Source organism: Kitasatospora sp. NPDC054768, from assembly GCF_053612025.1.
In genome coordinates, this window is the sequence record NZ_JBSHBN010000038.1 from 33777 (window position 1) to 60333 (window position 26557).

Annotated in this window: 10 protein-coding genes; all 10 read left to right on the plus strand. The window is 75.8% G+C overall.

All coding sequences use genetic code 11. From position 1 onward, the window contains the following. Positions 1-119 precede the first annotated feature (119 nt). Positions 120-1112, plus strand: a complete 993-nt coding sequence (locus tag ACWGKU_RS14490) for an asparagine synthetase A (protein WP_359898265.1) — start codon at positions 120-122, stop codon at positions 1110-1112. Between the two features lie 50 nt (positions 1113-1162). Continuing rightward, positions 1163-2407 carry a glutamate synthase-related protein gene (locus tag ACWGKU_RS14495; protein ID WP_452178862.1) on the plus strand — a complete coding sequence of 415 codons (1245 nt, stop codon included), beginning with the start codon at positions 1163-1165 and terminating at the stop codon, positions 2405-2407. A gap of 144 nt (positions 2408-2551) precedes the next feature. After that, positions 2552-7291, plus strand: coding sequence for an amino acid adenylation domain-containing protein (locus tag ACWGKU_RS14500; RefSeq protein ID WP_452178857.1), 4740 nt, complete (start codon positions 2552-2554; stop codon positions 7289-7291). 32 nt (positions 7292-7323) lie between these two features. After that, entirely contained in the window at positions 7324-11775 is a 4452-nt protein-coding gene (locus ACWGKU_RS14505) for an amino acid adenylation domain-containing protein (RefSeq protein ID WP_452178858.1), read from the plus strand. Between the two features lie 9 nt (positions 11776-11784). Next, entirely contained in the window at positions 11785-13539 is a 1755-nt protein-coding gene (locus ACWGKU_RS14510; protein ID WP_452178859.1) for a non-ribosomal peptide synthetase, read from the plus strand. After that, positions 13536-14315, plus strand: coding sequence for a thioesterase II family protein (locus ACWGKU_RS14515; RefSeq protein WP_452178860.1), 780 nt, complete (start codon positions 13536-13538; stop codon positions 14313-14315). The genes ACWGKU_RS14510 and ACWGKU_RS14515 overlap by 4 nt, the downstream gene beginning before the upstream one ends. After that, positions 14315-15499, plus strand: a complete 1185-nt coding sequence (locus tag ACWGKU_RS14520) for a cytochrome P450 (RefSeq protein ID WP_401044488.1) — start codon at positions 14315-14317, stop codon at positions 15497-15499. The genes ACWGKU_RS14515 and ACWGKU_RS14520 overlap by 1 nt, the downstream gene beginning before the upstream one ends. Positions 15500-15609: 110 nt before the next feature. Continuing rightward, a complete protein-coding gene (locus ACWGKU_RS14525; protein ID WP_189922088.1) occupies positions 15610-15822 on the plus strand; it encodes an MbtH family protein in 213 nt (70 codons plus the stop codon). Between the two features lie 8 nt (positions 15823-15830). After that, positions 15831-16826 (plus strand): TauD/TfdA family dioxygenase, encoded by a 996-nt coding sequence (locus ACWGKU_RS14530; RefSeq protein ID WP_359898259.1) that lies wholly within the window; start codon positions 15831-15833, stop codon positions 16824-16826. Positions 16827-16892: 66 nt separating this feature from the next. Continuing rightward, positions 16893-26557: amino acid adenylation domain-containing protein (locus tag ACWGKU_RS14535; protein WP_452191449.1), on the plus strand; the 9665-nt coding region annotated here is incomplete at its 3' end.

The following is a 26557-nucleotide window of genomic DNA, read 5'->3' on the forward strand; positions in this document are numbered from 1 at the left end:
GCGAGGCCCCGACCCGCCCGTCGTTCAAGCACCCCCGCCCGCCCGCCGCTCCACCACCGACGACCGCCCGCGCCTCCGACGGCGGGCCACGGACCACCCGAGAGAACAGGACCCCGACCATGCCCGACACCACGCCCCGGCCCCCGGTCGATCCGGGCCGGCACCTGACCGCCCCGACCACCCGCAGCGCCCTGCGGATCCAGCAGCAGCTGCTCGCCGCCGCCCGCGAGTTCCTGCGCGGCCGGGGCTTCACCGAGCTGCTGCCGCCGATCATCGGCCCGGTCACCGACCCCGGTGCGCGTGGCTCCAAGCAGGTGGACATCGACTTCTACGGCCACCGCTACAAGCTGATGACCAGCGCGATCCTGTACAAGCAGGCCTCGCTGCTCGCCTTCGACAAGATCTTCTGCATCGCCCCGAACGTCCGGCTGGAGCCGCTGGAGACCGCCGGGACGAGCCGGCACCTGGCCGAGTTCCACCAGCTGGACGTGGAGGTCGCCGGCGCGAGCCGGGACGACGCCGTCCAGCTGGCCGAGGAGCTGGTGGTGCACATGGTCGACAGCACGGTGCGCGAGCTGCCCAAGGAGTTCGCCGAACTCGGCCGGGACCCGCAGGCCTTCGCCGAGCTCCTGAAGGGCTCGTTCGGCCGCGTCCGGCACGCCGAGGCGGTGGCCGAACTGCGCGGCATCGGGCACCCGCAGAGCCTGGACGCCGAACTCGACTGGGAGGGCGAGGCATTGCTGTCGGACCGGCGTGACCGGCCGTTCTTCGTCACCGACTACCCGAAGGGCTCGCGCGGCTTCTACGACCGCGAGCACCCGGAGGACCCGGGCCTGCTGCGGAACTTCGACCTGCTCGCGCCCGAGGGCTACGGCGAGCTGTGCAGCGGCAGCCAGCGCACCAACGACTACGCGGAGATCGTCACCCGGATGCGGGAGACCGGCGAGAACCCGCAGAAGTACCGCTGGTACCTGGACCTGGTGCGCGAGGGCGTGCCGGCCAGCGCGGGCTTCGGCATCGGGGTCGAGCGGCTCACCCGGTACGTCGCCGGGCTGGACGCCGTCTGGCAGGCCAGCGCGTTCCCCAAGGTCGCCGGGGTGGTGTCACCGTGAGGGAGCGCAGCGAGCTCACCGTCGAGCGGAGCGGGGCGGACGCCGCCGCCGTGAAGGACCTGACCGCGCCCGGCTTTCCGGAGGAGGAGGTCCGGCGGCGGGCCCGCGTCGGGGCGGCCGCGGCGTTCCCGCCCGCCGAGGAGTACGGGCGGGTGCTGTTCGGCGCCGGCCGGCCCGGGGAGCCCGCGCAAAACGACGCGCTCGACGCCCTGCGGATCGTCCCGCCGCTGTTCCTGCCGCAGCGGCTCGCCAAGCTGATCGACCTCGGCCGCGAACCCGACTACCGGGACGTCGAACTCGCCACCGCCATCGGCGGGTTCGCCTCGGCGCTGCCGGTCTACGTGTCGGCGACCGGCTCCACCCGGGCGGCCGGCGGCGACCTCGGGCTGGCCCTGAGCCGGCAGGCCGGGGCGCTCGGGATCCCGATGGTGATCGGCGAGAACGTGGTGCCGGTCAACGGCTACGGCCGGCTCGGTGAGGCGGCCGACCGCACCCTGCTCGGCCGGCTGCGCGCCTACGGCGAGCAACTCCCGGACGGGCTCGGCGGCGTGGCCGTGCAGCAGAGCACCGAGGACGCCGACGCCGAGGTGTGGAACCTCGTCCACAGCGATCCGGCCGCCCTTCCGCTGCTCGAATCCGGGCGGCTGGCCTTCGAGTTGAAGGTCGGCCAGGGGGCCAAGCCGGGCCTGGGCGGGATGACCGTGCTGGACGCGGAAGCCGCCGCCGCGCTCGGCGACCGCTTCGGGCTGGACCCGCTGTTCGGCGACGGCCGGGTGTTGCGCGCCGCCACCCCGGGCACCTTCACCGCGGAGATCCTGCGCCAGCAGATCCGGCTGATGCGCAACAACTACCCGCGGGTGCGGATCTGGGTGAAGCTCTACCCCGGCCGGGACGTGGCCGAGGCCGCCCGGGTGGCGCACGAGGCCGGAGCGGACGCCGTCGTGGTGGACGGCGCCGAGGGCGGCACCGGCTGGGCGCCGGGGGTGTTCCTGCCGCACGTCGGCCTGCCGCTCGCGGAGTGCCTGCGCCGGCTGGCGGCCGCGCCGCCGCCCTCCCTGCTGGTCTCCGGGCGGATCTGGGAAGGCGCCCGGGCGGTCAAGAGCCTGGCGCTGGGGGCCCGTGCGGTGGGCCTCGGACGGGCGGCGCTGCTCGCCGTCGCGGAGGACCGGGAATCCGGTCTGCGCCGTTTCGCGGAATGCCTGGCGTTGGAACTCCGACTGCTGATCAGTTCGCTCGGGAAATACGCCCCCGAGGCCCTGGACGGGGCGGACGTCTGGTCCCCCGAGAATTCCTGAAACACCCTCGGCCGGTAGCCCTGGCCTGCCTGGAAAGCGGCATGATGAAACTGCCGATTTCCTTCCGCTCATTCTGCCGATAGGGCCGTCGAATTCCCCCTATCGTCGCTTTCGTCGCCGATTTCTCTCACGATCTGGGGTTGGATGATGTCCTCGCGCGGTTTCCCCACCGAATTCACGGCGCCCGGTTTCGCGCCGTTCGCCTCCGCCGTCGCCCGCTTCCCGGAGCGGCCGGCCGTCCGGGCCGGCGGCCGGACGGTCGACTACCGGGAGCTGGACGGCCTGACCGCCGCCCTCGCCGCCCGGCTCGCCCCCGGCCGGACGGTCGCCGTGACCGGCCGCGACCGGCTGGACCACGTGGTCGCGCTGCTCGCGGCGCTGCGGGCCGGCGCCACCTACCTGCCGCTGGACGGGGAGGCCCCCGAGGAGCGCAACCGCTGGATCGCCGAGGACGCCGGGGCCCACCTCGCCCTGAACGGCGAGGAGCTCACCGAAATCGGCGGAGGGGCGGGCGGGAACGCCGGCGCCGGCTACGTCATCTACACCTCCGGCACCACCGGCCGCCCCAAGGGCGTGCACGTTCCGCTCGCCGCCCTGGCCGGCCACCTGGCCGGTGTCGTCGAGACCTTCGGCCTGACCGAACGGGACGTGGTGCTGCAGTTCGCCCGTCCGACCGTGGACGTGGCCGTCGAGCAGGTGCTCGGCGCGCTGTCCGCCGGGGCCTGCCTGGTCCTGCCGGAGCAGCGGCTCCTGGCCCCGGCCGCGCTGCTGGATCTGCTGGACGCCGAGGGTGTCACCGTCGCCAACCTGGCCGCGGGCTACTTCCAGGACGTGGTGGCGGCCCTGGGCGGCCGGGTGCCGCGCACCCTGCGGCTGATGATCTCCGGCAGCGACAAGCTGGAGCCCGCCACCGCCGCCGCCTGGTGGTCGGCGACCGGGGTGCCGCTGCTGAACGCCTACGGCCCGACCGAGACCGTGGTCACCGCCACCACCCACCGGCTCGACGGCACGCCGGAGCAGCCCGCCGCCCGGGTGCCGATCGGCACCGGGGTCGGCGCGCGCCGCCTCCACGTGCTGGACGGGCGGCTGCGGCCGGTGCCGCCCGGCGAGGCGGGCGAACTGTACGTCGGCGGGCCGCTGTTGGCCTCCGGCTACCTCGGTCGTCCCGGCCTCACCGCCGGCCGCTTCGTCGCCGACCCGTTCGCGGAGGCCGACGGGGCCCGGGGGGCCCGGATGTACCGCACCGGCGACCTGGTGCGCCGCGCCGCCGAGGACGGCCCGCTGGAGTTCCTCGGCCGCGGCGACCACCAGGTGAAGATCCGCGGCTTCCGGGTCGAGCCGGGCGAGGTCGAGCAGGTGCTGGCCGGTCACCCCGGTGTCACCGGATGCGTCGTGGTGGCGCACGAGGGCCGGCTGGCCGCGTACGTCACCGGCGCCGCGCCGGGGTACGCCGAGGCCCGGGCCTGGCTGGCCGAGCGGCTGCCCGAGCACATGGTCCCGGCGACGCTCACCGCGCTGGACGCCTTCCCGCTGACGGCCGGCGGCAAGGTGGACCGCGGGGCGCTGCCCGAGCCGCGGACCGTGCCGCAGGGCAAGCCGGCCGGCCGCCCGCCGCGCACCCCCGCCGAGCAGCTGATCGCGGCGGTCTGGGCGGACGTGCTCGGGGTGCCGGAGGTCGGCGCCGACGACAACTTCTTCCACCTGGGCGGCGATTCGCTGACGGCCGTGCGGGTGGTGGGCCGGGTCTTCGACGTCTTCGGCATGGTGTCGCCGTACACCATCTTCGACGCGCCGACGCTGGCCGAGTTCGCCGCCGCGGTGACCTCCGCGTCCGGCGGCGCGCGCCCGGCCCCGGTCCGCTCCGGCGCCGCCCAGGCCCCGCTGTCCAAGTTCCAGCGCGGGCTGTGGTTCCTCGACCAGTGGAACCCGGACGCGCCGACCTACGTGGTGCCCTGGGTGTTCCGCTTCTCCGGGCCGGTCGACCCCGAGTTGCTGCGGCGGGCGCTGGCCGGGGTGGTCGAGCGGCACGAGAGCCTGCGGACGACCTTCGAGCTCGCCGAGGACGGTCCGCGGCAGGTCGTCCACCCCTCCGTGGAACTGCCGTTCACGCTCACCGAGACCACCGCCGAGGAGGTGGACGCCCTGGTCGCCGAGGCCGCGCTGGAGCCCTTCGACCTGGAGCGGGGGCCGCTGGTCCGGGCCCGGGTCTTCCGGGCCGACGGGGCGACCACGCTGCTGCTGCTCCTGCACCACATCGTCTGGGACGAGGGCTCGCTGGCCGTGCTGGAGGCCGAACTCCAGGAGCTGTACGCCGCCTTGGCCGAGGGCCGGCCCGCCGAGCTGCCGGAGCTCGCCGTCCAGTACGGCGACTACGCCGCCTGGCAGTACCAGGACGACACCGCCGAGCGGCAACTGGACTACTGGCGCGAGCAGTTGCTCGACGCGCCGACCGCCGACGCGCTGGTGCCGGACCGGCCCCGGCCCGAGGAGCAGGCCTTCCGCGGCGCCTTCCACCGCTTCGCCATGCCCGGTCCGGTGGCCGAGGCCGTCCGGGCGCTCGCCCGCAGCGAGGACGCCACCCCGTTCATGGTGCTGCTGGCCGGGCTGGCCCTCGCCCTGCACCGCCGGTCCGGGCAGCGCGACCTGGTGCTCGGCTCGCCGGTGAACGTCCGCGGCCGGGCCGAACTCGACGGCCTGATCGGCTACTTCGTCAACCTGCTGCCGCTGCGGCTGAAGCTGGAGGAGGGCGTCTCCTTCCGTGAACTGGTCCGGCACGTGCGCGAGGTGTCGATCGGCGGCTACCGCCACCAGGAGGTGCCCTTCGACGACATCGCGGGCGCCGTGCTCGACGAACGCCCCGAGGACCGCAACCCGCTCTGCCAGGTGCTGCTGGAGCTGCACCCGCTGGACCCCCGGCCGTTCACGGTCGGCGGGCACGAGGTCACCCGGGCCCTGCACTCCAACCCGGTCTCCCGCTTCGACCTGTCCGTCTCGGTGGACGACCTGGGCACCGGCTTCACCGGCCGCTTCGAGTACGACAGCGACCTCTTCGCCCCGGACACCATGGCCGGCCTGTGCGAGGAGTGGCTGGGCACCCTGGCCGCCGCCGTCGAGGTGCCGGTGCACGCCCTGTTCGAGGCGCGGGCCGCCCGCGACCCGCGGGCCGTCGCCCTGATCTCCGGCGAACGGAGCGTCGGCTACGGCGAGTTGAACACCGCCGCGAACCGGCTCGCCCGGCACCTGACGGGCCTCGGCATCGGGCGCGGCGACACCGTCGCGGTGCTGGCCGAGCGCGGGCCGGAGCTGGTCGTCGCCCTGTTGGCGGCCCTCAAGGCCGGCGCCGCCTACACCCTGCTCGACCCGGACTTCCCGGCCGAGCGGCTGGCCGGCGCGGTCGCCGACACCGGCGCCGCCACGGTGGTCACCCACCGGCACGCCGTCGTGCCCTTCCCGGTCGGGCGGCAGGTGGACCTGGACGCCGCGGCCGCCGAACTCGCCCGGTACGCGGGGCACGACCTCGGCCTGCCGGTCGAGGGCGCCGACCTCGCCTGCGTGATGTTCACCTCCGGCTCCACCGGCCGCCCCAAGGGCGTCGCCGTCCCGCACCGCGCGCTCACCACCACCTACCTCGGCCAGGACTACGCCCGCTTCGGCCCCGCGGAGGTCTGGCTGCAGTGCTCGCCGGTCTCCTGGGACGCCTTCGCCCTGGAGCTGTACGGCGCGCTCTGCTTCGGCGGTGCCTGCGTCCTCCAGCCCGGCCAGCGTCCGGACCCGCAGACCATCGCCGAGCTGACCCGCCGCCACGGCGTCACCCAGCTCCAGCTCTCCGCCAGCCTGTTCAACTTCCTGCTGGAGGAGTTCCCGGAGACCTACGACGGCCTCAAGCTCGCCTTCACCGCCGGCGAGCGAGCCTCCGTCACCCACGTGGCCAAGGCCCTGGAGGCCTACCCGGGCCTGGCGGTGGCCAACGGCTACGGCCCGGTGGAGAGCCTCGGCCTGACCACCTGCCACCGGGTCGGCCCCGCCGACACCGCCGGTGCCTCCGTCCCGATCGGAGTCCCGCTGAACGGCAAGGGCGTCCTCGTCCTGGACGAGCGGCTGCGCCCCGTCGAGCCCGGCGCGACCGGCGAGCTGTACGCCACCGGCGACGGTCTCGCCCACGGTTACCTCGGCCGGCCCGGCCTCACCGCCGAACGCTTCGTCGCCTCCCCGTACGGCGCCCCCGGCGAGCGCCTCTACCGCACCGGGGACCTCGGTCACCTCAACGCCGAGGGCCTGTTGGAGGTCACCGGCCGGATCGACGACCAGGTGAAGATCCGCGGCTTCCGGGTCGAGCCCGGCGAGATCGAGGACGCGCTCACCCGCCACCCGGCCGTCCGGGAGGCCGCCGTCGCCGTCCACGAGCCCGCCCCGGGCGACCGCCGGCTCGCCGCCTACGTGACCGTCGCCGCCGGCGCCCCCGCCCCGGACGCGCTGCTCGACCACCTGGCCGCCCTGCTGCCCGAGCACATGATGCCCGCGACCCTCGACGTCCTGGACGCCCTGCCGCTCAACCACAACGGCAAGGTGGACCGCAAGGCGCTGCCCGCCCCGGCCGGCCGCCGGGCCGCCGACGCGGCCGGGGCCACCGACGGCTCCGGGGCCACCGTGGCCGCCGACCCGCTGACCGAGGCCGAACGCCTGGTCGCCGAGGCGATGCGCGAGGTGCTCGACCTCGCCGAGGTCGGCCGCGAGGACAACTTCTTCCGGATCGGCGGCAACTCGCTGGCCGCCGTCCGGGTCGCGATGCGGCTGTCCCGGGAGACCGGCAGCCGCGTCCCCCCGCAACTGGTGTTCCGGGCCCGGACCGTGAGCGCCATCGCCGAACGGCTGGCCGCCCGATGACGGGCCGCACCGCACACGAAGGGAACGAGGCCGTGAGCCCGTCCGACCGCCCGGCGCGCACCGCGCCCGTCTCGGGGCTGCAGCGCGGCCTCTGGTTCCTCGACCGCCTCGACCCGCGGGCCGTCACCTACTGCACCCCCTGGACCCTCGACGTCACCGGCCCGCTCGACCTCGCCCTGCTCCAGCGCGCGCTGGACGCCGTCACGGCCCGGCACGAGACGCTGCGCACCACCTTCGCGCTGCACCCCGACGGCCCCCGCCAGCAGGTGCACCACCGCCTCGCCGTGCCGCTCGCGGTGACCGACCTGCGCCCGCTGGGCGGCCCCGGGCAGGAGGAGCGCCTGGAGGACCTGCTCACCGCCCGCTGCGCCGAGCCCTTCGACCTGGCCGCCGGCCCGCTGCTGCGCGCCGAGGCCTTCCGGCTCGCCGACGAGCGCACCACGGTGCTGTTCACCGTCCACCACATCGTCTGGGACGGCTGGTCCGCCGAGGTCTTCGAGCGCGAGCTCGCCGAGCTGTACGGCGCGGCGGTGCGGGGCGGGCGGGCCCGGCTGCCGGAGCTGACCGTGCAGTACGCCGACTGCGCCGAGGAGGAGCTCGGCACCTCCTACGAGGAGCACCTGACCTACTGGAAGCAGCAGTTGGACGGCGCCCCCACCCTGCTGGAGCTGCCCACCGACCGGCCCCGGCCCGCCGAGCGCGGAGCGGCCGGCCGGACCGAGGAGTTCGGCCTCGCGCCCGGGACGGCGGCGCGGGTCCGCGCGCTGGCCGAGGCGGAGGGCGTCACCCCGTTCACCGTCCAGCTGGCCGCGTTCGCCCTGCTGCTGAACCGCTGGACCGGTGCCGACGACCTGGTGGTCGGCACCCCCGTCACCACCCGGGACCGCCCCGAACTGGAGCACCTGCTCGGCTACTTCGTGAACCTGCTGCCGCTGCGCCTGCGGCTGGCGCCGGCGCTGGGCTTCCGGGACCTGCTGGAGCACGTCCAGGACGTCGCCTTCGAGGCGTACGGCTACCTCGACCTGCCCTTCGACCAGATCGTCGACCGGCTCGGCGCCGCCCGCAGCGCCCAGCACCCGCCGCTGGTCCAGGTGGTGTTCGGCGCCCACGGCGAGGACCGCAGCCCGCTGGCGCTCGGCCCGGCGGCCACCGCCCGCAGCCGGGTGCGCTCCAACGGCACCAGCAAGTTCGACCTCACCTGGTCCGTGTTCGACGGCGGGGACGCCGGGGGCGAGCTGCGCGGCGAGGCCGAGTACCGCAGCGAGCTGTTCGACCCGCAGACCGTCCGCCGGCTGGCCGCCGAGTACGACGCCCTGCTCACCGCGGCCCTGGACGACCCCGACGCCACCGTGCTGCGGCTGACCACCCGCCCCGTGGACGCGGGCGCGGCCACCGACACCCCCGGCCACTGCCTGCACCACCTGTTCGAGCGGGCCGCCGACGCCCACCCCGACCGGCCCGCCGTCGGCGACCCCGACCGCACCCTGAGCTACGCCGAACTGGACCGCCGGGCCAACCGCCTCGCGCACGCCCTGCGCGCCCGCGGCGCCGGCCCCGGCGACCGGATCGGCATGCTGCTGGAGCGCACCGCCGACGTCCTGGTCACCGTCCTCGGCGTGCTCAAGACCGGCGCCGCCTACGTGCCCGTCGACCTGGCCGCCCCCGCCGACCGGGCCGCCCTGGTCTTCGGTGACACCGGCGTCGCCCTGGTGGTCACCGACCGCCCGGACCGGGTGCCCGACGGCCCCTGGCAGGCCTACGACCTGAGCGCCGAGGCCGCCGACCTGGCCGCCCGGCCGGACACCCGCCCGCCGGCCGCCGGCCGCCCCGGCGACGTCGCCTACGTCATCTTCACCTCCGGCTCCACCGGCCGCCCCAAGGGCGTCGCCGTCGCCCACGAGCACGTCAGCCGGCTGATGGCGGACGGCGCGCGGCACTTCGGCTTCGGCCCGCAGGAGACCTGGACGCTCTTCCACAGCTACGCCTTCGACTGGACGGTGTGGGAGATGTGGGGCGCCCTGCTGCACGGCGCCCGCCTGGTCGTCGTCCCGTACGTGACCAGCCGCTCGCCCGAGGAGTTCGCCCAGCTGCTGGAGGAGGAGGGCGTCACCCGCCTCTGCCTCACCCCCTCGGCGCTGCGCCAGCTGGAGCCGGTGCTGCGCCGCAGCCCGCGCGCCCTGCCCGCGCTGAAGTGGATCATGCTCGGCGGGGAGGCGCTGGACCCGGCCGTCGTCCAGCGCTGGTTCGAACTCGACCCGCCGCCCCCGGCCCGGCTCTGCAACCTGTACGGCATCACCGAGACCACCGTCCACGTCACCACCCACGACCTGGCCGGCAGCGCGGGCTTCGAACGCAGCCTGATCGGCACGCCCATGCCGCACCTGAGCGCCCAGGTCCTGGACGACTGGCTGCGGCCGGTGCCGCCCGGCGCGGCCGGCGAGCTGTACATCGGCGGCGGCAGCCTCGCCCACGGCTACTGGGGCCGCCCCGGCCTCACCGCCGGGCGCTTCGTCGCCGACCCGTACGGCCCGCCCGGGGCCCGGCTCTACCGCACCGGCGACGTCGCCCGGCGGCTGCCGGGCGGCGGACTGGAGTACATCGGGCGCGCCGACTTCCAGGTCAAGCTGCGCGGCTTCCGGATCGAGCTCGGCGAGATCGAGAACGCCCTCGCCGCCCACCCGGACGTCGACGCCTGCGTCGTCACCGTGCACGAGGACCGCCTCGCCGCGTACGTCACCGGACGCGAGCCCGCCGACGTCCGCGCCTTCCTCGGCCGCTCGCTGCCCCCGTACATGGTCCCGGCCACCTTCACCGTGCTGGAGTCGCTGCCGCTCACCGTCAACGGCAAGGTGGACCGCGCCGCCCTGCCCGCCCCCGGGCAGCGCAGCGCCGCCGCCGCGGGCCGCCACGTCGAGCCGCGCACCCCGGAGGAGGAGGCCTTCGCCGCCGTCTGGACGGAGGTCCTCGGGGTGGACGGCATCGGCGTCCACGACGACTTCTTCCACCTCGGCGGCGACTCCATCCGGGCCGTCCAGCTGGCCGGCGCGCTGCACGAGCGCGGCTGGGGGCTGAGCCTGCGCGACGTCTTCAACGCCCCCACCGTCGCCGCCCTGCTGCCGCTGGCGAAGCCCGTCACCGAGGACCCGGACGCCCACGAGCCGTTCGCCCTGATCACCCCGGAGGACCGCGCCGACCTGCCGCCCGGCGTCGTCGACGCCTACCCGATGGTGTCCATGCAGCTCTCCATGGTCTTCCACATGGAGATCGCCGGCGGCACCGACAGCTACCACAACGTCAACTCCTACCGGATCTCCGGCGACCTCGACGAACAGGCGTTCCGCCGCTCCGTCGCCGAGGCCCTGGACCGCCACGCCGTGCTGCGCACCGGCCTGGACCTGTCCGGCTACGGCGAACCGCTGCAGCTCGTCCACGGCCGGCTGCCCGCCCCCGTCGAGTTCGCCGACCTGCGCGGCACGGCCGAAGCGGACCAGGACGCCGCGATCCGCGAGGTGTTCGACACCCACCGGTGGACGCCCTTCGACCTCACCGCCCCGCCGCTGTTCCGGATCACCGTGCAGCGCCTGGCCGAGGACGCCTTCCAGCTCACCGTCTCCGAGCACCACGCGATCCTCGACGGCTGGAGCTTCACCTCGCTGCTCACCGAGATCCTGGAGCGCCACGGCGCCCTCGCCGCCGATCCGCTCGGCGCGCCCACCCCGCCGCCGCGCACCGCCTTCCGCGACTTCGTGGCCGTCGAACGGCAGGCCGCCCGGGACGAGCGCTCGCTCGGCTACTGGCGCGAGCGGCTGTCCGGCGTCAGCGGCCAGCTGTTCCCCGGCAGCGAGTCCGTGCACGAGGCGCCGCGCACCGTCGAACGGGTGCTGCCCGAGGCGCCCGACCAGCTGCGGACCGTCGCCGACGCGCTCGGCGTGCCGGTCAAGTCGGTCGCGCTCGCCGCCCACCTGCACGCCCTCGCCGCCGTCACCGGGAAGCAGCGCGTCACCACCGGCCTGGCCGTCAACGGCCGACTGGAACGGCTCGGCGGCACCGAGGTGTACGGGCTGTTCCTCAACACCGTCCCGCTGAGCTGCGAGCCCACCGGCGACCTGCTCGCCCTGGTCCGCGAGGTCCACCGGGAGGAGCTGGACATGATGCCGCACCGCCGGGTGCCCTTCGCCCGGCTCGCCCGGCTGATGACCGACACCGCGCTGGACAGCCAGTTCGGCTACCTGCGCTTCCACGCCCTCGGCCGGCTCAGCTCGGCCCGCATCGTGGACGGCCGGATCGGCACCGAGCCGACCCTGCGCCACGAACCCAACAGCTTCGCCTTCGGCGCCTCGGTGATCCAGGACCCGGTCACCCAGCGGGTGCTGCTCGCGGTGGACCACCAGCGCTCGCTGGTCACCGACAGCACCGCCGAGCAGTTCATCGACACCTACGCCACCGCCCTGCACACCATGGCCGCCGCCGCCCGAGACCTCTGAGGACCCGTCATGACCGATCTGCTGGACCGCCTGCGCGCCACCGTCGCCGCCCACCCCGAGCGCACCGCCGTGCTGGCCGGCGCCGACCGCCTGGACTTCGCCGAACTCGACCGGCGCACCGCCGCCCTGGCCCGTGCCCTGCGCGCCCTCGGCGTCGGCCGCGGCGACCGGGTCGGCGTCCACCTCGGCCGCACCGCCGACCTGCCGGTCGCCCTGCTCGCCGTCTGGCGGGCCGGCGCCGCCTACGTCCCGCTCGACCCGGCCTACCCCGCCGAGCGGCTCGCCTTCATGGCCACCGACGCCGGGCTCGCCGCCCTGATCAGCGCCGACGGCCTCCCGGCCGCCGAGGGCGTGCCGGTGCTGCGCCCGGACGCCGCCGCCGACGGGCCCGACCTGCCGACCGGGGCGCACCCGCTCGACCCGGCCTACGTCATCCACACCTCCGGCTCCACCGGCCGTCCCAAGGGCGTCGAGGTGCCGCGCGGCGCCGTCGCCGCCCTGGTCGAGGCCCTGGAGGCCACCGGCGCCTACCGCGCCGGGCCCGGCGTGGTCGGCTGGAACGCCAGCGTCTCCTTCGACGCCTCCGTCCAGCAGTGGGCCCGGATCTGCCGCGGCGACACCGTCCTGGTCATCGGCGAGGAGCACCGCGCCGACCCGGCCCGGGTCGCCGCCCTGCTGGCCGAGCACGCCGTCACCGACCTCGACCTGACCCCCTCGCACTGGGAGCTGCTGCGCGAGCCGCTCGCCGGCGCCCGGGTGCCGCGGCTGTTCATGGGCGGCGAGCCCGTCCCCGAGCGCACCTGGCGGGAGCTGGCCGACGGCGGCATCGACGCGCTCAACCTGTACGGGCCCACCGAGTGCACCGTCGACGCCGTCACCGCGCCGATCAGCGGCCCCGGGCCGCACCTGGGCGAACCGCTGCCCGGGGTGCGCCTGCACCTGCTGGACGAGAAGCTCGCCGCCGTCCCCGACGGCGTCGTCGGCGAGCTGTACCTGGCCGGGCCCGGACTCGCCCACGGCTACGTCGGCCGGCCCGCACCGACCGCCGAGCGCTTCGTCGCCGACCCGTCCGGCGGGCCGGGAGCCCGGATGTACCGCACCGGCGACCAGGCCCGGCGCGGCGAGGGCGGCCGGCTGGAGTACGTCGGCCGGGTGGACCGCCAGGTCAAGCTGCGCGGCTACCGGATCGAGCTCGGCGAGGTCGAGCACGCCCTGGCCCGGCTGACGGGCGTCCGGGCCGCCGCCGTCACCGTCCACGAACCCGCCCCCGGCGACCGGCGCCTGGCCGGCTACGTCACCGGCGCCGTCACCGCCGCCGAGCTGACCGAGCGGCTGCGGGCCACCGTGCCCGCCCACCTGGTGCCCTCGGTGATCACCGTGCTGGACGCCCTGCCGCTCACCCCCAACGGCAAGGTGGACCTGGCGGCGCTGCCCGTCCCCGCCGCCCCCGCCACCCCCACGCAGGAGGCGGCGGCCGGCACCGGCGGACTGGCGGAGCAGGTCGCCGAGGTCTGGAGCACCGTGCTCGGCGTCACCGGCGTCCGGCCCACCGACGACTTCTTCTCGCTCGGCGGCCACTCGATCGCCGCGCTGCGGGTCGTCCACCTGCTGCGCCGCCGGCTCGGCATCGAACTCCAGCTGCGCCACCTGCTCGACTCCGCCGACCTGGCCGCCTTCACCGCCACCGTCGGGCAGGCCGCCGCGGCCGGCACCGCCGCCCCCCGGCCCGCCCTGACCGCCCGCGCCCGGGCGGCCGGCGCATGACCGCCGCGCTGCGGGTACGGCCCCGCGTCGAGGGGGACTGGCTGTTCGTCCCCGCGCCCCAACCCCACCGCCCCTACCGGCTGTTCTGCTTCCCGCACGCCGGGGGCGACGCCACCGCCTACACCCCGCTCGCCCGCGCCCTCGCCCCGGCCGCCGAGGTCTGGGCACTGCGACCTCCGGCCCGCGGCGGCCGGCTCGGCCACCCGATGCCCGCGAGCTTCGACCTGCTGGTCGACGCCGTCCTGGAGGCCCTCACCCCGCACCTGACCGGCCGGTTCGGCTTCTACGGGCAGAGCTTCGGCGCCCTCCTCGGCTACGAGGTCGCCCGGGCGCTGCCCGCCGAGCGGCGCCCCGAGCTGGTCGTCGCCGCCGCCGCCTCGCCGCCCGCCGCCTGGGCCGGGGCGGACCGCCCCCGGCACACCGCCGACGAACTGCTGCGGCTGGCCGGGATGGGCGAACTCGTCGAGGGCGACGCCGACCTGAAGGAGAACGCGCTGCGCGGCATCCGCACCGACCTGGCCGTGGTCGACACCTACCGGCCCCGGCCCCACCCGCCGATCGGCTCCGCCCTGCACACCGTCGTCGGCGTCGAGGACCCCCTCCTCGCCGTGGGCGGCCTCGAAGGCTGGGCCGCCCACACCCGCGGCGGCTCCGGCCACCACGTCGTCCCCGGCGGCCACCTGCTCGCCACCGTCGACGGGCCCGGCCCGGTCGACCTGCTCTCCTCCCTCATCGCGCGGCCCGGCGCCGCCCACCAGTCCACGACGGAGCACTGATGCCAACCACCACCGCGGTCGACCTCACCGACCCCGACCTGTGGGCCCGCCCCGACACCCCCGCGCTGGTCGCGGAGCTGCGCCGGGAGTCCGCCGTCCACCGCACCGACACCGTCGACGACGGGCAGGTCTGGTCGGTGCTCTCCTACCGGCACTCCGCCGAGGTGCTGCGCAACGCCGCCCTCTACAGCTCCGAACAGGGCTCGCTGCTCGGCGCCGGCGAGGGCAACGTCCCGGTCGGCTCCGGCCGGATGATGGCCCTCACCGACCCGCCCCGGCACCGCGAACTGCGCGCCCCCGCCAACCCGTTCTTCGCCCCCGGCCCGGTGCGCGGCGCCGCCCGCGGCATCACCGACCTCGCCGCCTCGATCGTCGAGAAGGCCGTCGAACTGGGCGAGGTCGACCTCGTCGACGCCGTCTCCGCCCTCCCGCTGTCCGTCATGTGCGACCTCCTGGACGTCCCCGAGCAGGACCGCGAGATGGTCGAACGGGTCTGCGACGTCGCGTTCCTCGGCAACACCCCCGAGGAGCGCCGGGCCGGCCACCAGCAGCTCATCCCGTACCTGCTGCACCAGGTGATGCTGCGCCGGACGGACCCGAGGGACGACCTGATCAGCAAGATGGCGACCTACCGGGTCGGCGGCAAGCTGCTGCCGGTCGAGGACGTCGTGCTCAACCTGGACAACATCGTGGTCGGCGGCGTCCAGACGGTCCGTCACACCGCCGCCATGGGCCTGCACACCCTCACCCGGCACCCGGAACTGTGGCGGAAGCTGCAGCGCGGCGAGGTCGGCATGGACTCGGCCCTGGACGAACTCCTGCGCTGGACCTCGGTCGGGCTGCACACCCTGCGCACCGCGAGCCGGGACACCGAACTCGACGGCCACACCATCCGGCGCGGCGACCGGGTCGCCGTCTGGGTGTGGTCCGCCAACCGGGACCCGGAGGTCTTCGACCGGCCCGAGGAGATCCTGCTCGACCGCAGCCCCAACAAGCACCTCGCCCTCGGCCTCGGCGCCCACTACTGCATCGGCGCACCGCTGGCCAAGGCCGAACTCGGCGCCCTGTTCACGGCGATGCTGGAACGCGTCGCCGTCATCGAGCCGACCGGGCCGGTCACCCACAACCGCTCGATCATCAACTTCGGCCTGGACCGCTTCCCGGTCCGCCTCCTCCCGCGCTGACCGTCCGACGGCGGCAGCCACCCGCACCGAACTGCCGCGTACCTGCCTCGCCTCCTGCCGTTGCGGGCCCCGGGCCGCCCGTACCTTCGAATCAACCCAAGGAGGACACCATGAGCAACCCGTTCGAGGACGACAACGCCGGCTACCTGGTCCTGGCCAACGACGAGAACCAGCACTCCCTCTGGCCGGTCTGGATCGACGTGCCCGCCGGCTGGACCACCGTCCACGGCGAGGACACCCGCCAGGGCTGCCTCGACTACATCGAGGCCAACTGGACCGACATCAGGCCCGCCAGCCTGGTCGCCTCCCTCGCCCACCAGTGAGCGCCACCATGCCGACCTGGGAACTGAACCCCGGCCGCCCGGCCCTCGCCCACGCCCCGCGCACCGCCGACCTGGGCGAGGCCTGCGACTGGCTGCGGGAGAACGAGACCGAGCTCACCGACGCCCTGCACCGCCACGGCACGATCTTCCTGCGCGGCCTGCCGGTCGCGAGCACCGAGGACGTCGCGGCCGTGCGCGACGTGCTCATCCCCGAGCGCACCCCCTACCGCGAGAAGGCCACCCCGCGCAGCGACTACGGCAACGGGGTCTTCTCCTCGACCGACCTGCCGCCGGCCCAGCCGATCCGGATGCACAACGAGAACAGCTACACCCTCACGTTCCCCGGCCGGCTGCTCTTCGCCTGCCTGATCGCCCCCGAGGAGGGCGGGGCCACCCCGACCGCCGACTGCCGCAAGGTGCTCGACCACCTGCCGGCACACCTGGTCGAGCGGGGGCGGACCTCCGGCTGGACGCTCACCCGCGCCTACTCGGACTACGTCTCCCTCGGCTGGCGCACCGCCTTCGCCACCGAGGACCCCGCCGAGGTCGAGGCCTACTGCCGGGAGAACGGCATCACCTGCGAGTGGCGCCCGGACGGCAACCTGCGCACCAGCCAGCTGCGCCCCGCCACCATCCACCACCCGCGCACGGGTGAGGAGGTCTGGTTCAACCACCTCGCGTTCTGGAACGAGTGGTCGCTCGACCCGGACATCCACGAGGCGATGACCGAGGAGTTCGGCCCGGACGGCCTGCCGTTCAACACCGGATTCGGTGACGCCGAACCGCTCGGAAGCGCCGACGTCGACGCCCTCAACGAGGCGTACCACGCCGCGACCGTTCGCGAGCGGTGGCAGGTCGGCGACGTGATGCTGGTCGACAACGTGCTCTGCGCACACGGCCGGGACCCGTACCGCGGCGACCGCAGGATCGCCGTCTCGATGGGACAGCCGGTCGACGTCCTGGACTGCCGGCCCAGCGTCCGCCCGGACCTGGCCGCCGTCTGACCGCCGACCGACCGTCCCCATCCCGAACACCCCGTGCCGTGCCGTGACGTGAGTAGAGGAAGCACCGTGATCCCGGTTTCGTACGCCCAACAGCGTCTCTGGCTGATCGACCAGATCGAGGGGCCGACCGCGCTGTACAACCTGCCGTTCGCGCTGCGCCTGCGCGGCGAGCTCGACACCGCCGCGCTGCGCGCCGCGACGGCGGACGTGGTCGCCCGGCACGAGGCCCTCCGCACGGTGTTCCCGGTGGTCGGGGGAGTCCCGGTGCAGCGGATCCTGCCCGCCGAGGAGGCGCGGCCGCGCTTCCTGGTGCTGGACCGCGCACCGGCCGACTACCCCGCCCACCGGGACGCGGCCGCCGCCGAGACCTTCGACCTGAGCCGCGAACTGCCCATCCGGGTCACGGTGTTCACACTCTCCCCGACCGAGCACGTGCTGCTCGTCGTGCTCCACCACATCGCCGGCGACGGTTGGTCGCTCGGCCCCCTGCTGCGCGACCTCGCCGAGGCCTACCGGGCCCGCCTCGCCGGCGACGCCCCGTCGTGGGAGCCGCTGCCGATCCAGTACGCCGACTACGCGCTCTGGCAGCGCGACCTGCTCGGCGACGAGCGCGACCCCGAGAGCCTGCTCGTCCGTCAACTCGACTACTGGCGAACCGTGTTGGCGGGTCTGCCGGAGGAGCTGGAGCTGCCGACCGACCGCCCCCGACCGCCCGCCCCCACCGGCGCCGCCGACTCCGTCGACGTCGCCTGGGACGCCGGTCTGCACACCGCCCTGCTCACCCTCGCCCGCACCCACCGCACCACCCTGTTCACCGTCCTCCAGGCCGGCCTGGCCGCCCTGTTCACCCGGCTCGGCGCCGGCACCGACATCCCGCTCGGCACCGGCGTCGCCGGGCGCGCCGACGAGGCCCTGGACGACCTGGTCGGCTTCTTCGTCAACTCCCTGGTGCTGAGGGCCGACACGTCCGGCGACCCGAGCTTCGCCGAGTTGCTCGGCCGGGTCCGGGAGGCCCAGCTCGACGCCTTCGCCCACCAGGACCTCCCCTTCGAGCGCCTCGTCGAGGAGCTCAACCCGCCCCGCGCGCTCGGCCGCCACCCGCTGTTCCAGACCCTGCTGGTGCTGCAGAACCACGGGCAGGACGCCGCACCCGACCTGCCCGGGCTGGAGAGCGCACCGGAACCGATCGGCCTGCGCGTCGCCAAGTTCGACCTCAACATCGGCATCGCCGAACAGCACGGCCCGGACGGCGCCCCCGCCGGGCTCACCGGCTCGATCGAGTACGCCGCCGACCTCTACGACCGCGCCACCGTCACCGCCCTCGCCGACCGGCTCGGCCGGCTGCTGGCCGGCGCCGCCGCCGACCCGCAGGCGCCCATCGCCACCCTGGACGTGCTCGCCCCCGAGGAGCGCACCCGCATCCTCGTCGAATGGAACGCCACCGACGCCCCCCGGTGGAGCGGCACCCTCGTCGAGTCCTTCGAGCGCCGGGCCGACCGCACCCCGCACGCCACCGCCCTCGTCCACGACGGCGGCACCCTGACCTACACCGAACTCGACACCCGCGCCAACCGCCTCGCCCACCACCTCACCGCCCTCGGCGTCGGCCCCGAGACCCCCGTCGCGATGCTGATGGAGCGCTCCGCCGACGTCGTCGTCGCCACCCTGGCCGTCCTCAAGGCCGGCGGCTGCTACGTCCCCATGCACCCCGGCCTGCCGCCCGAGCGGATGACCGGCGTGCTCGCCGACACCGGCGCCCCCGTGCTGCTCACCGACCGCGCCGACCCGGGCTTCCCGCACGGCGCCGCCGTGGTCCGCCCCGGCGACGAGGCCGGCGCCCCGGCCCACCGCCCCGGCGTGCCCGTCCACCCGGACCAGCTCGCCTACGCGATGTACACCTCCGGCTCCACCGGCCGCCCCAAGGGCGTCGCCGTGCGCCACCGCGACGTGCTCGACCTCGCCGCCGACCGGCGCTGGCAGGACGGCCGCCACCAGCGCGTCCTGCTGCACTCCCCGCACGCCTTCGACGCCGCCACCTACGAGATCTGGACGCCGCTGCTGGCCGGCAACACCGTCGTGGTCGCCCCGCCCGGCGCCCTCGACGCCACCGCCCTGCACGCCGTCACCACCCGCCACGACGTCACCGCCGTCTTCCTCACCAAGGCCCTGTTCGACCTCGTCGCCGAGCAGGCCCCGGAGACCTTCGCCGCCCTGCGCGTCGTCTGCACCGGCGGCGAGGCCGCCTCCGGGGTGCTGCTGCGCCGGGTCCTGGAGGCCTGCCCCGAGCTGCTGCTCGCCCACGTCTACGGCCCCACCGAGACCACCACCTTCGCCACCCACCACCCGCTCGCCCCCGCCGACCTCGACGGCCCCCGGGTGCCGATCGGCGGCCCGCTCGACAACATGCGCAGCTACGTCCTCGACGCCCGGCTGCGCCCCGTCCCGCCCGGCGTCCCCGGCGAGCTGTACCTCGCCGGCGCCGGCCTGGCCCGCGGCTACCTGGGCCGTCCCGGCCTGACCGCCGAACGCTTCGTCGCCTGCCCGTACGCGCCCGGCGAGAGGATGTACCGCACCGGGGACCTGGTGCGGCTGCGCGCCGACGGCGCCGTGGAGTTCCTCGGCCGGATCGACGGGCAGGTCAAACTGCGCGGCTTCCGGATCGAACTCGGCGAGATCGAGGCGGCGCTGTCCCGCCACCCCGCCGTCCGCCAGGTCATCGTGATCGCCCGCGAGGACCGCCCCGGCGACACCCGGCTGGTCGCCTACTGCACCGCCGAGGCCTCGCTCACCCCGGCCGACCTGCGCGCCTTCGCCGGCACCGTGCTGCCCGGCTACATGGTCCCCGCCGTGGTCGTCCTGCTGGACGCGCTGCCGCTCAACGCCAACGGCAAGGTCGACCGCCGCGCCCTGCCCGCCCCCGACCTCGCCGCCGACGACACCGGGCGCGCCCCCCGCGACGAGCGCGAACGGGTGCTCTGCGAGCTCTACGGCGAACTCCTCGGCATCGACGACATCACCGTCGACGACGACTTCTTCGCCCTCGGCGGCCACTCCCTGCTCGCCACCCGCCTGGTCGGCCGGGCCCGCACCGAGCTCGGCGTCGAACTCGCCATCGGCGACCTCTTCCAGGCCCCGACCGTCGCCGGGCTCGCCGACCGGCTCGCCGACCGCGCGACCGGCGCCCCCGCCCCGGCCCGCCCGTCGCTTCGGCCCGTCGCCCGGCCCGAGCGGGTGCCGCTCTCCTTCGCCCAGCGCCGGCTCTGGTTCCTGGCCCGGGCCGACGGCCCCTCGGCCACCTACAACGTCACCCTCGCCCTGCGGCTGAGCGGCCCGCTCGACCCCGCCGCCCTGGAGGCCGCCCTCGGCGACGTCGTGCACCGGCACGAGGCCCTGCGCACCGTCTTCGGCGAGCACGACGGCACCCCGTACCAGCGCGTCCTCGACGCCCCCGCGACCGGCCTGCTCACCGTCACCGACCGCCCGAGCGACGAACTCGCCGGCCACACCTTCGACCTCGCCACCGACCTCCCGGTCCACGCCTACCTGCGGCCCGAGGGGGCCGAGGAACACGTCCTGGTCCTGGTCGTCCACCACATCGCCGGGGACGGCGCCTCGCTGGGCCCGCTCTACCGCGACCTCACCGACGCCTACCGGGCCCGCCTCGCGGGCGAGGCCCCGCCGTGGGAGCCGCTGCCCGTCCAGTACGCCGACTACGCGCTCTGGCAGCACGAACTGCTCGGCGACGAGGACGACCCCGAGAGCCCGCTCTCCCGCCAGCTCGCCCACTGGCGCGAGGCGCTGGCCGGCGCGCCCGAGGAACTCCCGCTGCCGCTGGACCGCCCCCGCCCGCCGGTCGCCACCCACCGCGGCGCGGTCGTCCCGCTGGAGTTCGACGCCGACCTGCACGCCCGGCTCACCGCGCTCGCCGCCGAGCACGGCGTGACCCTCTTCATGGTCCTGCGGGCCGCGTACGCCACCCTGCTGCACCGCTTCGGCGCGGGCACCGACCTGCCCATCGGCACCCCGCTGGCCGGCCGCCTCGACGAGGCCGTGCAGGAGCTGGTCGGCTTCTTCGCCAACACCCTGGTGCTGCGCACCGACCTGTCCGGCCGCCCGAGCTTCGCCGAGCTGCTGGCGAGGGTCCGGGAGAGCGACCTGGCCGCCCACGCCCACCAGGACGTGCCCTTCGAGCGCCTGGTGGAGGAGCTGAACCCGACCCGGTCGACCGCCCGCCACCCGCTGTTCCAGGTGATGCTGGCCTTCGCGGGCGCCGCCGAGGACGGCCCGGACCTGCCCGGCGTGACGGTGACGGAGGAGCCGGTCGACTTCGGGACGGCCACCTTCGACCTCACCCTGCGCCTGGTCGAGCGGCAGGGCGCCGAGGGCGCCGCCGCGGGGCTGGCCGGCGTCCTGGAGTACGCCACCGACCTGTTCGACCGCGGGAGCGCCGAACAGCTGGCCGCCGCCCTGGAGTCGGTCCTCCGCCAGGTCGCCGCCGACCCCCGGCGGTCCGTCGCCGAGCTGGACGTCCTGCCCGCCGGGCGGCGGGCCGCGGAGGCGGGCGACCACACCCCGCTGCCCGCGACGGTGCCCCTGGTGCCGGCCGTCTTCGAGGCGCAGGCCGCGGCCACGCCGGACGCGGTGGCCCTGGTCTGCGGCGAGCTCTCGCTGACCTTCGCCGAGCTGAACGCCCGGGCCAACCGGCTCGCCCACGCGCTGATCGCCCGGGGCATCGGCCCCGAGCGCGTGGTGGCGCTGGCCCTGCCGCGCTCGGCCGAGACGGTGGTGGCCGTCCTCGCGGTGCTCAAGGCCGGCGGCGCCCACCTGCCGCTGGACGCCGAGTACCCGGCCGAGCGGACGGCGCACATGCTGGCCGAGGCCCGCCCGGCGCTGGTGCTCACCGACGACCGCTGGCCGCTGCCCGAGGTGCTCGACGGGCACCCCGCGCTCGACCTCGCCGCGCAGCCGGCCGGCCCGCAGACCGACCCGGCCCCGCGGGCCACGGCGGCCGACGCCGCCTACGTCATCTTCACCTCCGGCTCCACCGGCCGCCCCAAGGGCGTCGTGGTGCCGCACGGCGGCATCGCCGCGCTGCTGGCCGCCCACCGCGCGGGCGTGATGGCCGGGGCCGCCCGGCAGCGGGTCGCGCTCACCGCCTCGCTCTGCTTCGACGCCTCCTGGGACGGCCTGCTGTGGCTGGTCGCCGGCCACGAGCTGCACCTGATCGGCGGCGACGTGCGGCGCGACGCCCGGGCGCTGGTCCGCCACGCGCGCGAGCAGGGCATCGGCGTCCTGGAGGTGACGCCCTCCTACGCCGAGCAGCTGATCGAGGAGGGCCTGCTGGAGGAGCCCGCGCCGGCCCTGGTGCTGCTCGGCGGCGAGGCCGTCGGCCGGGCGCTCTGGACGCGGCTGCGCGAGGCCCCGGGCACCGCCGCCCACAACCTCTACGGCCCGACCGAGTGCACCGTCGACGCCCTGACCCACCCGCTGGAGGCCACCGGGCGGCCCGTCCTCGGACGCACCGTCGCCGGCACCCGCTGCCACGTCCTCGACGAGTACCTCAACCCCGTCCCGGCGGGTGTGCCGGGGGAGCTGTACCTGGCCGGCGCCGGACTGGCCCGCGGCTATCTGGCGCGGCCGGGACTGACGGCGGAGCGCTTCGTCGCCTGCCCGTTCGAGCCGGGCGCGCGCATGTACCGCACCGGGGACCTGGTGCGCCGCACCCGCGACGGGGAGCTGGAGTACCTCGGCCGCACCGACCACCAGGTGAAGATCCGCGGCTTCCGGATCGAACCCGGCGAGATCGAGCGCGTCCTGACCGCCCACCCGCGGGTGCTCCAGGCGGCCGTCCTGCCCGACGGGGACGGGCTGCGCCTGGTCGCGTACGTGGTCGCCGACGGCCCGCTCGACCCGGCCGAGCTGCGCGCCACCGCCGCCCGGACGCTGCCCGGCTACATGCTGCCGGCCGCGATCGTGCCGCTGGACGCGCTGCCGCTGAACGCCAACGGCAAGCTGGACCGGTCCGCCCTCCCGGCACCGGACTTCGGGGCGCTGTCGGCCGGCCGGGCGGCGCGCACCCCGCAGGAGGAGATCCTGTGCGGGCTGTTCGCGGAGGTGCTCGGCCTGGAGGGCGTCGGTATCGACGACGACTTCTTCGATCTGGGCGGTCACTCGCTGCTGGCCACCAGGCTGCTCAGCCGGGTGCGGGCGGCGCTGGGTGCCGAGTTGGGGATCCGGGACGTCTTCGAGGCGCCGAGCGTGGCCGGGCTGGCCGCCCGCCTGGGCGCCGGCTCCGAGCGGGCGGCGCTGAGCGCGGCGGGCGAACGCCCGGAGCGCGTCCCGCTGTCCTTCGCCCAGCAGCGCCTGTGGCTGATCGACCGGATGGAAGGCCCCAGCGCCCTCTACAACGCGCCGCTGGCGCTGCGCCTGACGGGGGAGCTGGACGCCGCCGCGCTGGAGCTCGCCCTCGGCGACGTGGTCGCCCGGCACGAGAGCCTGCGCACCCTGATCGAGGAGTTCGACGGCACCCCGTACCAGCGCGTCCTTCCGGCTGGGGAGGCCGTGGTCCCGCTCGACACCCGGGACTGCCCCGCCGACGAGGTGGCCGCCACGGTGGCCGGACTGTGCCGCCACGCCTTCGACCTGCGCACCGAACTCCCCGTCCGCGCCGCCCTGCTGCGGGTCGCGGCCGAGGAGCACGTGCTGGTCCTGGCGCTGCACCACATCGCCAGCGACGGCTGGTCCCTCGGCCCGCTGGTCCGCGACCTCACCGGCGCCTACGCGGCCCGCGCCGAGGGCGCCGCCCCCGGCCGGGCGCCGCTGCCCGTCCAGTACGCCGACTACGCGCTCTGGCAGCGCGAGCTGCTCGGCGAGGAGAGCGACCCCGAGAGCCTGGCGGCCCGCCAGCTCGCCCACTGGCGCGAGACCCTGACGGACCTCCCGGACGAGGCGACGCTGCCGCTGGACCGCCCCCGCCCGCCCGTCGCCTCCCACCGCGGCGACCGGGTGGCGCTCACCCTGGACGCCGAGTGCCACCGCGAACTGGTCGCGCTCTCCCGGGCCCACCGGGTCACCCTGTTCATGACCGTGCAGGCGGCCCTCGCCGCGCTGCTCACCCGCCTCGGCGCGGGCACCGACGTCCCGATCGGCTCGGTGGTGGCCGGGCGCTCCGACGAGGCGCTGGACGAGCTGGTCGGCTTCTTCGTCAACACCCTGGTGCTGCGCACCGACACGTCCGGGAACCCGAGCTTCGCCGAACTGCTCGGCCGTGCCCGGGAGACCGCCCTCGGCGCCTACGCCCACCAGGACGTGCCCTTCGAGCGCCTGGTGGAGGAGCTCAGGCCGGCCCGCTCGCTGGCCCGCCACCCGCTGTTCCAGATCATGCTGGTGCTCCAGAGCAACGAGCGGGCCGAGCCGGCCACGGCGGGCCTGCACGTCGAGCCGCTCGCGGCGGGCAACGGCTCCGCCAAGTTCGACCTCAGCCTGATCGCCGAGGAGTCCTTCGGCCCCGACGGCGAGCCCGCCGGGATCGACTGCGCCCTCGACTACGCCACCGACCTCTTCGACCGGGAGACGGTCGAGGCCGTCGCCGTGCGCCTCGCGCGGCTGCTGGCGGCGGTGGCCGCCCGGCCCGAGCTGCCGATCGGCCGCATCGAGCTGCTGTCGTCCGAGGAGCGTGCCGCGCTCCCGGCGGCCGGCGCCGCCCTGCCGGCCGAACTCCCGCTGCTGCCCGCGGCCTTCGCGGCCCAGGCCGCCCGCACCCCGGAGGCCGTCGCGCTGGTCTGCGGCGAGGTCCGGCTGACCTTCGCCGAACTGGACACCCGGGCCGAGCGGCTCGCCCACCGCCTGCGGGCCGCGGGCGCCGGGCGGGAGTCGGTGGTCGCCCTCGCCCTGCCGCGCTCGGCGGAGACGGTGGTCGCCATGCTCGCCGTGCACAAGGCCGGCGGCGCCTACCTGCCGCTGGACGCCGAGTACCCGGCCGAGCGCACCGCCCACATGCTCGCCGACGCCCGCCCGGCGCTCGCCCTCACCGACGACCGCTGGCCGCTGCCCGGGGTGCTGGCCGGCCTGCCCGTCCTGGACGTCGCCCCGCCGGCCGACGTCGCCCCGCCGGCCGAGGACGCCGAGGGCGCCGCGCCCGACCCGGGGTGGTGCGCCCTCGACCCGGGCGACGCCGCCTACGTCATCTACACCTCCGGCTCCACCGGCCGCCCCAAGGGCGTCGTGGTGCCGCACGGCGCCGTCGCCGCCCTGCTGGCCGCCCACCGCGCCGCCCTGATCCGGGGCACCGAGGAGGCCCACGGCCGGCAGCGGATCGCGCTCACCGCCTCGCTCTGCTTCGACGCCTCCCTGGAGCCCCTGCTCTGGATGTTCGCCGGGCACGAGCTGCACCTGATCGGCGACGAGCTGCGCCGCGACCCGGCGGCGCTGGTCCGCCACACGGCCGCCGCCGGGATCGACGCCCTGCACCTCACCCCGTCCTACACCGAGCAGCTGATCGAGGAGGGGCTGCTGGACGCACCCGCGCCGCGCCTCCTGCTGCTCGGCGGCGAGGCCGTCGGCCAGGCGCTGTGGCAGCGGCTGCGGGAGCACCCCGACACCGCCGGCCACAACTTCTACGGTCCGACCGAGGCCACCGTCTACGCGCTGACCCAGCCGTTCGACGCGGCGCGGCGCCCCGGTCTCGGCGGCCCGATCGCCGGGGTGCGGGCGTACCTCCTGGACGAGTACCTCAACCCCGTCCCGGTGGGAGTGCCGGGGGAGCTGTACCTCGCGGGCGCCGGACTGGCCCGCGGCTATCTGGCGCGGCCGGGACTGACGGCGGAGCGCTTCGTCGCCTGCCCCTTCGAGCCGGGCGCGCGCATCTACCGCACCGGGGACCTGGCCCGCCGCACCCGCGACGGCGGCGTCGAGTACCTCGGCCGCACCGACCACCAGGTGAAGATCCGCGGCTTCCGGATCGAACCCGGTGAGATCGAGCAGGTGCTGGCCCGCCACCCCGCCGTCCGCCAGGCCGTGGTCACCGTCCGGGAGAGCGACACCGGCGACCGGCGCCTGGTCGCCCACTGCGCGGTGGGCCACTGCACGGCGGGCCGGGAGACGCCCGAACTCGCCGTCGAACTGCGGCGCTTCGCCGCCGGGGCGCTGCCCGGCTACATGGTGCCGGCCGCCGTCGTCCTGCTCGACACCCTGCCCCTGACGGGCAGCGGCAAGGTCGACCACCGGGCGCTGCCCGAACCGGACTTCGGGGCGCTGTCGGCCGGCCGGGCGGCGCGCACCCCGCAGGAGGAGATCCTGTGCGGGCTGTTCGCGGAGGTGCTCGGCCTGGAGGGCGTCGGCATCGACGACGACTTCTTCGACCTGGGCGGCCACTCGCTGCTCGCCACCAGGCTGCTCAGCCGGGTGCGGGCGGCGCTGGGTGCCGAGTTGGGGATCCGGGACGTCTTCGAGGCGCCGAGCGTGGCCGGGCTGGCCGCCCGCCTGGGCGCCGGCTCCGAGCGGGCGGCGCTGAGCGCGGCGGGCGAACGCCCGGAGCGCGTCCCGCTGTCCTTCGCCCAGCAGCGCCTGTGGCTGATCGACCGGATGGAAGGCCCCAGCGCCCTCTACAACCTGCCGCTCGTCCTGCGCGTGGCGGGCGAGCTGGACGCCGCCGCGCTGGAGCTCGCCCTCGGCGACGTGGTCGCCCGGCACGAGAGCCTGCGCACCCTGATCGAGGAGTTCGACGGCACCCC